At 71.5% G+C, this 12,512-nt stretch carries 14 protein-coding genes; 8 read left to right on the forward strand and 6 right to left on the reverse strand.

The genetic code is table 11. The features are described from left to right. Window positions 1-103: 103 nt before the first annotated feature. Window positions 104-811, forward strand: coding sequence for a DinB family protein (locus IE134_RS10835; RefSeq protein WP_030708037.1), 708 nt, complete (start codon window positions 104-106; stop codon window positions 809-811). 9 nt (window positions 812-820) lie between these two features. Here the strand turns inward: IE134_RS10835 and IE134_RS10840 are convergent, their stop codons facing one another. Next, on the reverse strand, window positions 821-1,480 hold the full coding sequence (locus IE134_RS10840) for a pirin family protein (RefSeq protein WP_030708038.1): 660 nt from the start codon (window positions 1,478-1,480) through the stop codon (window positions 821-823). 108 nt (window positions 1,481-1,588) lie between these two features. Here IE134_RS10840 and IE134_RS10845 point away from each other — a divergent pair, with 108 nt between their 5' ends. The 5 genes from IE134_RS10845 to fabF all read left to right on the forward strand — a co-directional run bounded on the left by IE134_RS10845 (window position 1,589) and on the right by fabF (window position 6,487). Then, entirely contained in the window at window positions 1,589-2,788 is a 1,200-nt protein-coding gene (locus IE134_RS10845; RefSeq protein ID WP_010064382.1) for a PucR family transcriptional regulator, read from the forward strand. Window positions 2,789-2,877: 89 nt separating this feature from the next. Beyond that, window positions 2,878-3,795, forward strand: coding sequence for an ACP S-malonyltransferase (locus tag IE134_RS10850; RefSeq protein WP_030708040.1), 918 nt, complete (start codon window positions 2,878-2,880; stop codon window positions 3,793-3,795). Window positions 3,796-3,804: 9 nt separating this feature from the next. Next, window positions 3,805-4,836, forward strand: a complete 1,032-nt coding sequence (locus IE134_RS10855; protein WP_030708041.1) for a ketoacyl-ACP synthase III — start codon at window positions 3,805-3,807, stop codon at window positions 4,834-4,836. 63 nt (window positions 4,837-4,899) lie between these two features. Then, a complete protein-coding gene (locus IE134_RS10860) occupies window positions 4,900-5,148 on the forward strand; it encodes an acyl carrier protein (RefSeq protein ID WP_003969376.1) in 249 nt (82 codons plus the stop codon). A 76-nt stretch (window positions 5,149-5,224) separates the two neighbouring features. Further along, window positions 5,225-6,487, forward strand: coding sequence for a beta-ketoacyl-ACP synthase II (gene fabF, locus IE134_RS10865; RefSeq protein WP_010064379.1), 1,263 nt, complete (start codon window positions 5,225-5,227; stop codon window positions 6,485-6,487). 108 nt (window positions 6,488-6,595) lie between these two features. Here the strand turns inward: fabF and IE134_RS10870 are convergent, their stop codons facing one another. Further along, entirely contained in the window at window positions 6,596-7,090 is a 495-nt protein-coding gene (locus IE134_RS10870; RefSeq protein WP_030801370.1) for a DUF3145 domain-containing protein, read from the reverse strand. Window positions 7,091-7,490: 400 nt separating this feature from the next. Here IE134_RS10870 and IE134_RS10875 point away from each other — a divergent pair, with 400 nt between their 5' ends. Together IE134_RS10875 and IE134_RS10880 are read left to right on the forward strand one after the other, a co-directional pair. Continuing rightward, window positions 7,491-8,393, forward strand: coding sequence for an SGNH/GDSL hydrolase family protein (locus tag IE134_RS10875; RefSeq protein WP_030708043.1), 903 nt, complete (start codon window positions 7,491-7,493; stop codon window positions 8,391-8,393). 5 nt (window positions 8,394-8,398) lie between these two features. Then, on the forward strand, window positions 8,399-9,412 hold the full coding sequence (locus IE134_RS10880; RefSeq protein WP_098894591.1) for an aldose epimerase family protein: 1,014 nt from the start codon (window positions 8,399-8,401) through the stop codon (window positions 9,410-9,412). 38 nt (window positions 9,413-9,450) lie between these two features. Here IE134_RS10880 and IE134_RS10885 read toward each other — a convergent pair whose 3' ends face one another. The 4 genes from IE134_RS10885 to IE134_RS10900 all read right to left on the reverse strand — a co-directional run bounded on the left by IE134_RS10885 (window position 9,451) and on the right by IE134_RS10900 (window position 12,493). Continuing rightward, window positions 9,451-10,059 (reverse strand): LysE family translocator, encoded by a 609-nt coding sequence (locus IE134_RS10885; RefSeq protein WP_029182722.1) that lies wholly within the window; start codon window positions 10,057-10,059, stop codon window positions 9,451-9,453. Next, a complete protein-coding gene (locus IE134_RS10890; protein WP_030708045.1) occupies window positions 10,056-10,859 on the reverse strand; it encodes an EI24 domain-containing protein in 804 nt (267 codons plus the stop codon). The genes IE134_RS10885 and IE134_RS10890 overlap by 4 nt, the downstream gene beginning before the upstream one ends. A gap of 85 nt (window positions 10,860-10,944) precedes the next feature. Further along, window positions 10,945-11,373 carry an organic hydroperoxide resistance protein gene (locus IE134_RS10895; RefSeq protein ID WP_006124225.1) on the reverse strand — a complete coding sequence of 143 codons (429 nt, stop codon included), beginning with the start codon at window positions 11,371-11,373 and terminating at the stop codon, window positions 10,945-10,947. A gap of 100 nt (window positions 11,374-11,473) precedes the next feature. Then, window positions 11,474-12,493 (reverse strand): NADP-dependent oxidoreductase, encoded by a 1,020-nt coding sequence (locus tag IE134_RS10900; RefSeq protein WP_030708046.1) that lies wholly within the window; start codon window positions 12,491-12,493, stop codon window positions 11,474-11,476. Between the last annotated feature and the right edge of the window lie 19 nt (window positions 12,494-12,512).

Consider the following 12,512-nt stretch of genomic DNA (forward strand, 5'->3'; position numbering starts at 1 on the left):
TCCGGTACCCCTCCGGGAATTCGGTCGCGCCCCACGGGGTGAGCCCTTAGCTTCCCTCCGGACGCCGGGGTTCGCCCGGGGCTCTACGACGAGGGGGCCGCGTATGAGCGGCGAGGGTCCGCGGACCGACCGGCTGGGCATTCTGCTGGAGCAGTTCGACCAGGCACGGGAGATGGCCGAGGTCCGGCTGCACGGGCTCGGCGACGAGGAGTACCTCTGGGAGCCCGCGCCCGGCAGCTGGTCGATCCGCCGCCGGGAGGAGGCGGTGACGCCCCGGGCGTACGGTCCCGGCGCCTGGGTCATCGACAAGGGGGCGCCGGAGATCCCGGCGAGCGAGTACGCGGAGGTCGCGCGGCAGGCGGCGGACGGGATGTCCGTTGCGAAGATCGCCGAGGACTGGAGCGTGAGCGTCGAACGGGTCGAGGAGGTCCTCGCGTTCACCGGTGAGCCTGAGCCCGACGTCGTACCGGTCACCACCATCGCGTGGCGGCTCGGGCATCTGCACTCCGACTTCGAGGGCCGCTGGGAGTGGACCTTCGGCGAGCGGCGGCAGGACCCGCATCTGCTGGTCGACTTCACCCCGTCCGCCTCGCTCGCGCTGGAGCGGTTCTGGGCCACCCTCGACCGCCACCGCGCGAGTATCGGCGCGCTCACCGAGGGGCAGCTCGACACGGTCGGCCTCTCGCAGTACCCGTACGGCTCCGATCCGGACGACGCGTACATCGGCACACTGGCCAACGGCAATCTGGAGCTCATCCACCACATGGCCGAGATCGCGCTCCTGCGTGACCTGTGGCGGGCCCGCCGGTAGCGACAGCCCTCAGCCCGCCAGCTCCCAGACCAGCAGCTCCGCCGGGCCCGCCACCGCGACCGCCGCCAGGCCCCGGGCGTCGGTGATCCGGGCGGCGTCGCCGGGGCCGAGTTCCTCGCCGCCGAGGCCGACGCGGCCCCGCACCACATGCACGTACAGGCGCACCGCGTCCGGGACCGCCGTGCGTTCGTCCTCGGTCAGGCGGCGGACGTGGAGCATCGCGCCCGCGCCGGGCAGAGCGTACGGCGTGGAGTCGGCGATGCCGGGCACCACCGTGTACGAGGGTTCACCGCCCGGCTCCAAAGGGGCCAGCCACATCTGGAGGAAGGTCAGCGGATCGGTGCCGTCGTTGCGTTCGACGTGGCGGACCCCGGAGGCGGCACTCAGGTGGGCCACGTCCCCGGCCCGGACGACGGTGGAGTGCCCGGCCGAGTCGCGGTGGGTCAGCTCGCCCTCGACGACCCAGGTGACGATCTCCGTATGGCTGTGCGGGTGCTCGTCGAACCCGGCACCGGGGGCGAGGCGTTCCTCGTTGCAGGCCAGGATCGGGCCGAAGCGGAGGTTGTCCGGGTCGTAGAAGGAGCCGAAGGAGAGGGCGTGCCGGGTGTCGATCCCGGCGGCCCCGTCGCCGCCCCGGTAGCGGTCGTCGGACCGGTGCACGGATATCACCCGGCCACGGTAACCGGGGCCTCCGCGAGGTGTGCCGCTACCCGCCGGTACGGGCCGGCGTCGCCCCGCCCCACCGAGCCACCGGCCCGATAAGGCAGTCTTGTCCTCGTGCCCCGACCCGATCCTGAGCAGCCCCCCGCCCACGACGCCCACCTGCATGCCGCGACCCTGAAACGGCTGGAGCAGTCCTCCGGCCGGCTGGCCGCGAACGCGATTGCCCGCATGGACGAATCGCTGCCGTGGTACCGGGCGATGCCGCCGGAGAACCGGTCCTGGATCGGCCTGGTCGCCCAGGCCGGTATCGCCGCGTTCACCGAGTGGTTCCGGCATCCCGAGACCCCGCAGGCGATCTCGACCGACGTGTTCGGCACCGCCCCGCGCGAACTGACCCGGGCCATCACCCTGCGGCAGACCGTGGAGATGGTGCGGACCACGATCGAGGTCATGGAGGCCGCGATCGAGGAGGTGGCCGCCCCGGGCGACGAGTCGCTGCTGCGGGAGGCGCTGCTCGTCTACGCGCGCGAGATCGCCTTCGCAACCGCCCAGGTCTACGCCCAGGCCGCCGAGGCCCGGGGTGCCTGGGACGCCCGTCTTGAGTCGCTGGTGGTGAACGCGGTGCTCTCCGGCGAGGCCGACGAGGGTGCCGTATCCCGGGCCGCCGCGCTCGGCTGGAACTCCCCCGAGCACGTCTGCGTCATCCTCGGCACCGCGCCCGACGGGGACAGCGAGCTGACCGTGGAGGCGATCCGGCGGGCCGCCCGGCACGCCAAGCTCCAGGTCCTCACCGGGGTGCTCGGCAACCGGCTCGTCGTCATCGCGGGCGGCAGCGACAATCCGCTCCAGGTCGCAAAGGGCCTGATCGGGCCGTACGCGGCCGGGCCGGTCGTCGCGGGGCCCGTCGTGCCCGACCTGCTGGCCGCGACCCGGTCCGCGCAGGCGGCGGCGGCCGGGCTGAAGGCGTGCTCGGCGTGGCAGGACGCGCCGCGCCCGGTGCTGGCGGACGATCTCCTCCCGGAGCGCGCGATGGCCGGAGACCCGGCCGCGCGGGACCAGTTGGTGGAGGAGATCTACAGACCGCTGGAGGAGGCCGGCTCGGCTCTGCTGGAAACGCTGAGTGTCTATCTGGAGCAGGCGAGCAGTCTGGAAGGCGCCGCCCGGATGCTTTTTGTGCACCCCAACACCGTGCGCTACCGGCTGCGACGTGTGACCGACGTCACCGGATGGTCACCCTCCGATGTGCGCTCCGCGTTCACGCTGCGGATCGCCCTGATCCTGGGGCGCTTGGCCGCAGCGGATCCTCAGTCCTAGACTTTTGTTGGACTTCAACAATTCCCCCGACGGTTCTTCGTCCCTGTCCCCACGGGCGTGCGGAGCCGTCCACAAGAGAGAGTGTGAGGGTGCTCGTACTCGTCGCTCCCGGCCAAGGCGCTCAGACGCCCGGCTTCCTGACTCCCTGGCTCGACCTCCCCGGTGCCGCTGACCGCATCGCGGCCTGGTCCGACGCCATCGGGCTCGACCTTGCCCACTACGGCACGAAGGCCGACGCGGACCAGATCCGCGACACGGCCGTGGCCCAGCCGCTCCTGGTGGCCGCCGGGCTGCTGTCGGCGGCCGCCCTGGACGCCGCCTCCCCCGACGTCGTCGCGGGCCACAGCGTCGGTGAGATCACCGCCGCCACGCTCGCCGGTGTCATCGAGGACGAGGCCGCCCTGCGCTTCGTCCGGACCCGCGGGCTCGGCATGGCCGAGGCCGCCGCGGTCACCGAGACCGGGATGGCGGCCCTCCTCGGCGGCGACCCCGCCGTCACGGTCCCGCACCTGGAGAAGCTCGGGCTGACCCCGGCCAACGTCAACGGCGCCGGCCAGATCGTCGCCGCCGGCACCGCCGCCCAGCTCGCCGCCCTGGAGGGCGACAAGCCCGAGGGCGTGCGCCGGGTCGTCCCGCTGAAGGTGGCCGGCGCGTTCCACACGCACCACATGGCCCCGGCCGTGGAGAAGCTGCGCGCGGCGGTCGGCGACCTCACCGTCTCCGACCCGACCGTGCGCTACGTTTCCAACGCCGACGGCCACACCGTGGCCACCGGCACCGAGGTCATCGCCCGGCTGGTCGGGCAGGTCGCCAACCCGGTCCGCTGGGACCTGTGCATGGAGACCTTCCAGTCCCTGGGCGTCACCGCACTCGTCGAGCTGAGCCCCGGCGGCACCCTGACCGGGATCGCCAAGCGTGCCCTGCCCGGCGTGCGGACGCTCGCGCTCAAGACCCCCGACGACCTCGACGCGGCCCGCGCGCTCATCTCCGAGCACGCAGGCGTCTAAGGAGCGAGCATGTCGAAGATCAAGCCCAGCAAGGGCGCCCCGTACGCACGGATCCTCGGGGTCGGCGGCTACCGCCCGACCCGGGTCGTGCCGAACGAGGTGATCCTCGAGACGATCGACTCGTCCGACGAGTGGATCCGCTCCCGCTCCGGCATCGTCACCCGCCACTGGGCCTCCGAGGAGGAGACCGTGGCCATGATGTCGATCGAGGCGTCCGGCAAGGCCATCGCCGACGCGGGGATCGACCCCGAGCAGATCGGCGCGGTCGTCGTCTCGACCGTCTCGCACTTCAAGCAGACCCCGGCCGTCGCCACCGAGATCGCGCACCGGATCGGCTCGGGCAAGCCCGCCGCCTTCGACATCTCGGCCGGCTGCGCGGGCTTCGGCTACGGCCTCACCCTCGCCAAGGGCATGGTCGTCGAGGGCTCGGCGGAGTACGTCCTGGTGATCGGCGTGGAGCGGCTCAGCGACCTCACCGACCTGGAGGACCGCGCGACGGCCTTCCTGTTCGGTGACGGCGCGGGCGCGGTCGTCGTCGGCCCCTCCCAGGAGCCGGCCATCGGCCCGACCGTGTGGGGCTCCGAGGGCGACAAGTCCGAGACCATCAAGCAGACGGTCGGCTGGAACGAGTTCCGCCTCGGCGACGTCTCGCAGCTGCCGCTCGACTCGAAGGGCGAGGTCAAGTTCCCCGCCATCACGCAGGAGGGCCAGGCGGTCTTCCGCTGGGCCGTCTTCGAGATGGCGAAGGTCGCCCAGCAGGCGCTGGACGCGGCCGGGATCGCCCCGGAGGACCTGGACGTCTTCATCCCGCACCAGGCCAACATGCGGATCATCGACTCGATGGTGAAGACCCTGAAGCTGCCGGAGCACGTCACGGTCGCCCGTGACATCGAGTCCACCGGCAACACGTCCGCCGCCTCGATCCCGCTCGCCATGGAGCGGCTCCTGGCGACCGGTCAGGCGAAGAGCGGCGACACCGCGCTCGTCATCGGCTTCGGGGCGGGTCTCGTCTACGCCGCGACGGTCGTTACCCTCCCCTAGGCACACCGGACCTTTTGGGTCCGGATGCACGAACACCGAAGAAACCACCGAAGGAGCGCCAAGATGGCCGCCACGCAGGAAGAGATCGTCAAGGGTCTCGCCGAGATCGTCAACGAGATCGCCGGGATCCCGGAGGAGGACGTCCAGCTGGACAAGTCCTTCACCGACGACCTCGACGTCGACTCGCTGTCCATGGTCGAGGTCGTCGTCGCCGCCGAGGAGCGCTTCGACGTGAAGATCCCCGACGAGGACGTCAAGAACCTCAAGACGGTCGGCGACGCCGCCGACTACATCCTGAAGCACCAGGGCTGATCCCAGCCCGGCTGTGTCGCCACCCGGCGGTGGCGCCGCTGATTCACGACCCTCTACACGTGGAGAAGATTTTCCAGTGAACTCGACCAATCGCACCGTGGTCGTCACCGGTATCGGCGCAACCACTCCGCTGGGTGGCGACTCCGCATCGACCTGGGAAGGTCTGATGGCCGGCCGGTCCGGCGTCAAGCCTCTCGAAGGCGAGCGCTTCGCCGAACTGCCCGTCCGGATCGCCGCCCTCGCGGCCGTCGACCCGGGCGACGTCCTTCCCCGCCCGCTGGCCCGCAAGCTGGACCGCTCGGCGCAGTTCGCGCTGATCGCGGCCCGCGAGGCGTGGGCGGACGCGGGCTTCACCGCCAAGGCCGGCGAGGACGAGTCCATCGCCCCCGAGCGCCTCGGCTCGGTCATCGCCTCCGGTATCGGCGGCGTGATCACCCTGCTCGACCAGTACGACGTGCTGAAGGAGAAGGGCGTACGCCGCGTCTCCCCGCACACCGTGCCCATGCTCATGCCCAACGGCCCGGCGGCCAACGTCGGCCTGGAGGTCAACGCCCAGGCCGGTGTCCACACCCCCGTCTCGGCCTGCGCGTCCGGCGCGGAGGCCATCGGGTACGCCGTCGAGATGATCCGTACCGGCCGTGCCGACGTCGTCGTCGCCGGTGGCACGGAGGCGGCGATCCACCCGCTGCCGATCGCCGCGTTCGCCAACATGATGGCGATGTCCAAGAACAACGACGAGCCCCAGAAGGCCTCGCGTCCGTACGACACCGGCCGGGACGGCTTCGTCCTCGGCGAGGGTGCGGGCGTCGTCATCCTGGAGTCCGCCGAGCACGCCGCGAAGCGTGGCGCGAAGGTCTACTGCGAGGTGCTGGGCCAGGGCCTGTCGGCCGACGCCCACCACATCGCGCAGCCCGAGCCCACCGGGCGGGGCATCGCCGCCGCGATGCAGAACCTGCTGGACTCCAGCGACCTCAAGCCGTCCGAGGTGGTCCACCTCAACGCGCACGCCACGTCGACGCCGCAGGGGGACATCGCGGAGATCAAGGCGCTGCGGAAGGTGCTGGGCGACGACCTGGACCATGTCGCGATCTCCGCGACGAAGTCGATGACGGGCCACCTGCTGGGTGGCGCGGGCGGTATCGAGACGGTGGCCACCGTTCTCGCGCTGCACCACCGCATCGCACCGCCGACCATCAATGTCGACGACCTCGACGAGGCGGTCGAGGCGGACGTCGTGCGCGGTGAGCCCCGGGCGCTGCCCGAGGGGCCGATCGCGGCGATCAACAACTCGTTCGGGTTCGGTGGGCACAACGTGGTGCTGGCGTTCCGGTCCGTGTGACCTTGCCTTTACGGGTGAAGCCCGCTTCCCGGTCCTCGGGAGGCGGGCTTCTCTGTCAAGCCCCTCCGGCGATTGAGGAGCGGGGTCCGGGGCAGCGCCCCGGGAAGGTCACACGACCTGGTGCAGCCAGCGGACCGGCGCGCCCTCGCCCGCGTGGCGGAAGGTCTCCAGCTCGTCGTCCCACGGCTTGCCGAGCAGGGAGGCGATCTCGGCCTCCAGGTCGCTCTCGCCGCGTACCGACCGCGCCAGCGCGGCCCGTAGCCGGTCCTCGGGGACCAGGATGTCGCCGTGCATGCCGGTGACGGCGTGGAAGATGCCGAGGCCGGGGGTGGAGCTGTAGCGCTCGCCCTCGGCGGTGGGGCACGGTTCGGCGGTCACCTCGAAGCGCAGCAGATCCCAGCCGCGCAGGGCGGAGGCGAGCTGTGAGGCGGTGCCTGCGCGGCCCTTCCAGGAGAATTCGGACCGCCAGGTGCCGGGCGCGGCCGGCTGTCTGATCCAGTCCAGCTGGACCCGCACACCGAGGACGCCCGCCACTGCCCACTCGACATGTGGGCACAGCGCGCGCGGTGCGGAGTGAACGTACAGGACTCCACGTGTCGTCACCGGAACCTCCCGTATGGGACGAGGTACGCCTTCCCCAGCGGCCTCGCGTCCGTACCGCCTCTTTCCGGCCAGCGCCCGAGGTTGTCATCAGTAAACAGCATCGGGAGTTAATCTCCTGAAAAGGGACAGCATGTGACGTGACGTAATGTACCGGAGCCGTCCGTGTGTGCGCGGGCGGGCGGAACGCCACTGGTTCGACGGGGAAAAGCTACCGTGCGCCGGGGCCGTCCGTGTGACGTACCGTCGGTCTCAGGCCCCTGATTCGCCGGGTTTCACCCGGCAGGGCGCGCACAGCCCCGACCTGGGGATCATGTGCTTGCCGGGGGCATGTCCAGAGGCATACGCCACAGGTTGACCGGAGGGGATCCGACCGATGCCGGAGCGTGCGACACGCCCACGGATGCGTACCGCTGCCGCCGCGCTGACAGCGCTCTCGCTCGTCGGCGTCGCGGCGCTGGCGGGATGTTCCGGGGGTGGCTCGGAAGGCGGCGTGTCGCAGAACGCGCCGGCCGCCTCGCGCAGTACCTCGCCGTCCCCCTCCCCCGCCCCGGGCTGGAATCCGAGGCCCGGATCGATCGCGGCGGTCGGGGATTCGATCACCCGGGGTTTCGACGCGTGCTCGGTGCTGGCCGACTGCCCCGACGTGTCGTGGGCGACCGGTACGGACGACACGGTGCGCAGTCTCGCGGTCCGGCTGCTCGGCCCGTCGAAGGCGGCGGACCGGAGCTGGAACCTCGCGGTGTCGGGGTCGCGGATGGTGCAGTTGCCCGAGCAGATGGCGCGGGCGGCGAAGGAGCGGCCGGAGCTGGTGACGGTGATGACGGGTGCGAACGACGCGTGCCGGGACTCGGTGCGGCTGATGACGCCGGTGGCGGACTTCCGGGCGTCGTTCGAGGCGTCGATGCGGCAGCTGCGGGCCGGGGCGCCGAAGGCGCAGGTGTACGTCTCCAGCGTGCCGGATCTGAAGCGGCTCTGGTCGACGGGGCGGGTGAACGAGCTGGGCAAGAAGATCTGGGACCTCGGGATCTGTCAGTCGATGCTGGCCGACGCGGACGACCTCGGGCCCGCCGCCGTGGCCCGGCGGGACGCGGTGCAGGACCGGGTGGTGGCGTTCAACGAGGTGCTGCGGGACGTGTGTGCGAAGGATCGTCACTGCCGTTACGACGGCGGGGCGGTGTTCGACTTCCGGTTCACCGGGGCGCAGCTCAGCCCGTGGGACTGGTTCCACCCGAGCCGCGACGGCCAGGCCCGGCTGGCGGAGATCGCCTACCGCAACGTCACGGCCGCGGAGCCGCCCGCGTAGGGTCGATGACCATGACCAGCGGCACGGACACGGCGGTACAGGCGGAGAACTTCGGCGCGCTCGCGGACGGGACGCCCGTGCGCCGGTGGACGCTGGAGCGGGACGGGGTCCGGGTGCGGATCCTGACGTACGGCGCGATCGTGCAGTCGGTGGAGGCGCCGGGACGGGACGGCTCCCGGGCCCCGGTGGCGCTGGGGCTGCCGGATGTCGGCGGGTACGAAGAGTTCCCCGGGCCCTACTTCGGCGCGGTGGTCGGGCGGTACGCGAACCGGATCGGCGGCGCGTCGTTCGTGCTCGACGGGCGTACGCACCGGCTGACGGCCAACGAGGGCGCCACCCATCTGCACGGCGGGGCCAGGGGCTTCGACAAGCGGGTGTGGGACGCGGTGGCGGTGCCGGGCGGGGTGCGGATGTCCCTGGTATCGGCGGACGGGGACGAGGGGTATCCGGGGCGGCTCGACTTCTCGGTGACGTACACCCTGGAGCCGGGCGGGGCGCTGGTGCTCGACTACCGGGCGGTGACCGACGCGCCGACCGTGCTGAACCCGACCAGCCATCTGTACTGGAACCTGGCGGGCACGGACAGCGGGAGCGCGCTGGGCCAGCAACTGCGGATCGCGGCCGGGCACTTCACCCCGGTGGACGGGGCGTCGGTGCCGACCGGTGAGGTGCTGCCGGTGGCCGGGACCCGGTTCGACTTCCGTCGGACGCGGGCGGTGGGCGCTGGGTACGACCAGAACCTGGTGCTGGAGGAGGGGGCGCGGGACGGGGACGCCGTCGCCGCCGAGCTGTACGACGCCTGGTCCGGGCGGGTGCTGACCGTACGGACCACCGAGCCGGGGCTCCAGCTGTACACGGCCGACCACTTCGACGGGCGGCCGTTCGGGCCGTGTGCCGGGATCGCGCTGGAGACCCAGCACTTCCCGGACTCGCCGAACCGGCCGGAGTTCCCGACGACGGTCCTCCGGCCGGGCGAGGAGTTCGCCTCGCGCACCGTGTACGCCTTCTCGGTGCGCTGAGACGCTCCTATCGCAGTGCTCCTTGTACGGTGCTCCGCTCAGCGGGCCAGGCCCAGGGTGACGCCGAGGCCGACCAGGACCGAGCCGATTCCGCGGTTCAGGGCCTTCTGGCGGCGCAGCATCGCGCCGCGCAGCCGGGAGTGCGAGAAGAACAGCGCGACCAGGGCGAACCAGCCGAGGTGGGCGGCGGACATGAACAGGCCGTACCCCGCCTGCTGCCAGAGCGCCGTGTCGGGGCCGACGACCTGGGTGAAGGTCGCGACGACGAACAGGGTCGTCTTCGGGTTGAGCGCGTTGGTCAGGAAGCCGCTGCGCAGCGCCCCGAACGGGGAGAGTCCCGGCCGGTCCGACAGGTCGACGTCGAGGTCGGCGCGGGCCAGGAAGGTGCGCACCCCGATGTAGATCAGATAGGCGGCGCCGGCCAGCTTGACCGCGGTGAACAGGGCGGTCGAGGAGGCGATGAGCAGCCCGACGCCGAGCATCGTGTACGTGACGTGGACCAGGACGCCCGCGGCGACGCCGGCGGCCGCGAGGACGCCGGTGGTGCGCCCGTACAGATAGCTGTTGCGGACGACCATGGCGAAGTCGGCGCCCGGGGAGACGACCGCGAGGACGGTGATGGCGGCGACCGCCAGCAGCTCGGTCATGCGGACCACGCCCGGGAGGCCGGAGCGTCACCGCTGTCGGCGGTTCCGGGCCTGCCGTCCGGGTCCGGGTCGACCAGGTCGCGGGCGAGCAGGGTGGCCCCGGCGACGGCTCCCGGCATCAGGAACACCGCGACGAACGGGATCAGGAAGGACAGGACCAGCGGGACGCCGAAGCCGAGCACCAGCAGCCGGCGGCCGCGGAGCAGGACGAGGCGGTCCTTGAGGACCATGCCCCGGCGCTGGAGGGCGACGGCGGTCAGCTCCTCGGCCAGGAAGTAGCCGGAGACGCAGAAGCCGATCGCGGGGACCACGGTCTGCCCGACGACCGGGATGAAACCGCAGGCGAAGAGGATGATCCCGTACAGGGCGACACGCAGCAGGATGCGTACGGAGTCGCGGGCGGAGATCCACAGTTCCCGCCAGAGCGGCAGTCCGGACTCGGGGACCTCGCCGCCCTCGCTGCGGTCGACCTCCTCGGAGAGCGACTCGTAGAAGGGCTGGCCGACCAGGAGGGTCACGGCGGTGAAGGTGATGACCGCGAGGAACAGGCCGAAGACGAAGACGAGCGCGGTCAGCCCGGTGCGCAGCAGTCCCTGCCAGGGTGAGGACCAGTCGTCGGCGAACGGGGTCGCCCAGCCGACGAGGTCGTCGGCGCCGTAGCCGAGCCCGATCAGCGCTCCGGCGTAGACGACGAGGGTGACGAGTCCGGGCAGCAGCCCGAAGCCGAACCATCGTCCGTGTCGGGCAACCCAGCGTTGCCCCTTCATCAAGTAACCGAAACCCGCCCCGAGATCACTCATGGGCGTCAGCGTACGGCGTGCGGAAACGCGGCGAGGACCGCACCCCGGAGCGGGCTGCGGTCCTCGCGTGCGGTGCGGTGTCCGGTCAGGCGACCGACAGCTCGACCTTGATGTTGCCGCGGGTGGCGTTCGAGTACGGGCAGACCTGGTGGGCCTTCTCGATGAGCGCCTGCGCGGTGGCGGCGTCGACGTTCGGGATGGAGGCGCTGATCGCGACCTCCAGGCCGAAGCCGCCGGCCTCGGTCTTGCCGATGGAGACCGAGGCGGTCACCGTCGAGCCGGAGATGTCGGCCTTCTCCTGGCGGGCGACGACGCCCAGCGCGCCCTGGAAGCAGGCGCTGTAGCCCGCGGCGAAGAGCTGCTCGGGGTTGGTGCCCGCGCCGCTGCCGCCCATGGCCTTCGGCGGGTTCACGACGACGTCGAGCTGACCGTCGTCGGAGGAGACCCGGCCGTCGCGGCCGTTCTCGGCGGTGGCGACGGCGGTGTAGGCGACGTCGATCTTCTGGATGGTCATGGTGTGACGATTCCTCCGGTTGGTGCGCCGCGACTCGCGCCCACGATCGCGACGGCCTGCGGATGAGCCTAACGCGTGGCCTGCGGGGACAGGCGGTGGGTCAGACCAGGGAGACGATCATCTTGCCGGTGTTCTCGCCGCGGAGCAGGCCGACGAAGGCGTCGTAGCCGTTCTCGATACCCTCGACCTTGGTCTCCTGGAACTTCAGCTCGCCCGAGGCCAGCCAGCCGGCGACCTCCTGGACGAACTGCTGCTGGAGGTCGGAGTGGTCGCTCACGAGGACACCCTGGAGGCGCAGCCGCTTGCCGATGATCATCGCCATGTTGTTCGGGCCGGGGGTCGGCTCGGTGGCGTTGTACTGGGCGATCATGCCGCAGATGGTGGCGCGGCCGTGGACGTTGAGCGAGGAGATCGCGGCTTCGAGGTGCTCGCCGCCGACGTTGTCGAAGTAGACGTCGATGCCGTCGGGGGCGGCCGCCTTGAGCTGGTCGCGGACCGGCCCGTTCTTGTAGTTGAAGGCGGCGTCGAAGCCGTACTCCTCGGTGAGGAGCTTGACCTTCTCGTCGGAGCCCGCGGAGCCGATGACCCGGGAGGCGCCCTTGAGCTTCGCCATCTGGCCGACCTGGCTGCCGACGGCTCCGGCCGCGCCGGAGACGAAGACCGCGTCGCCCTCCTTGAAGGAGGCGACCTCGAACAGGCCCGCGTAGGCGGTGAGTCCGGGCATGCCGAGCACGCCGAGGTAGGCGGAGAGCGGGGCGATGTCGGGGTCGACCTTCACCGCGTGCTTGGCGGGCAGGTCGGCGATCTCGCGCCAGCCGAGGCCGTGCAGGACGTGGTCGCCGACGGCGAAGCCCTCGGCGTTCGAGGCGATGACCTCGCCGACCGCGCCGCCGTCCATGGGGTGGTCCAGCTTGAAGGGCGGGGTGTAGGACTTCACGTCGTTCATCCGGCCGCGCATGTACGGGTCGACCGAGAAGTACTTGTTGCGGACGAGGATGCGGCCTTCGGCCGGAGCGGCCACCGCGGCCTCACGCAGCGCGAAGTCCTCGGCCTTGGGCCAGCCGTGCGGGCGGGCGACGAGGTGCCATTCGCGGCTGGACGTGGGAAGTGCTGCAGACATGGGCTCGGGTTCTCCTCAA

Source organism: Streptomyces rubiginosohelvolus, assembly GCF_014649875.1.
Taxonomy (GTDB): Bacteria; Actinomycetota; Actinomycetes; order Streptomycetales; family Streptomycetaceae; genus Streptomyces; species Streptomyces rubiginosohelvolus.

Bases quoted from the DNA above. Each gene is read 5' to 3' on its own strand.
- IE134_RS10860 (WP_003969376.1), top strand. From the start codon at position 4,900: ATGGCCGCCACGCAGGAAGAGATCGTCAAGGGTCTCGCCGAGATCGTC.
- IE134_RS10900 (WP_030708046.1), bottom strand. From the start codon at position 12,493: ATGTCTGCAGCACTTCCCACGTCCAGCCGCGAATGGCACCTCGTCGCC.
- IE134_RS10835 (WP_030708037.1), top strand. From the start codon at position 104: ATGAGCGGCGAGGGTCCGCGGACCGACCGGCTGGGCATTCTGCTGGAG.
- IE134_RS10885 (WP_029182722.1), bottom strand. From the start codon at position 10,059: ATGACCGAGCTGCTGGCGGTCGCCGCCATCACCGTCCTCGCGGTCGTC.
- IE134_RS10890 (WP_030708045.1), bottom strand. From the start codon at position 10,859: ATGAGTGATCTCGGGGCGGGTTTCGGTTACTTGATGAAGGGGCAACGC.
- IE134_RS10880 (WP_098894591.1), top strand. From the start codon at position 8,399: ATGACCATGACCAGCGGCACGGACACGGCGGTACAGGCGGAGAACTTC.
- IE134_RS10875 (WP_030708043.1), top strand. From the start codon at position 7,491: ATGCGTACCGCTGCCGCCGCGCTGACAGCGCTCTCGCTCGTCGGCGTC.
- IE134_RS10855 (WP_030708041.1), top strand. From the start codon at position 3,805: ATGTCGAAGATCAAGCCCAGCAAGGGCGCCCCGTACGCACGGATCCTC.
- IE134_RS10895 (WP_006124225.1), bottom strand. From the start codon at position 11,373: ATGACCATCCAGAAGATCGACGTCGCCTACACCGCCGTCGCCACCGCC.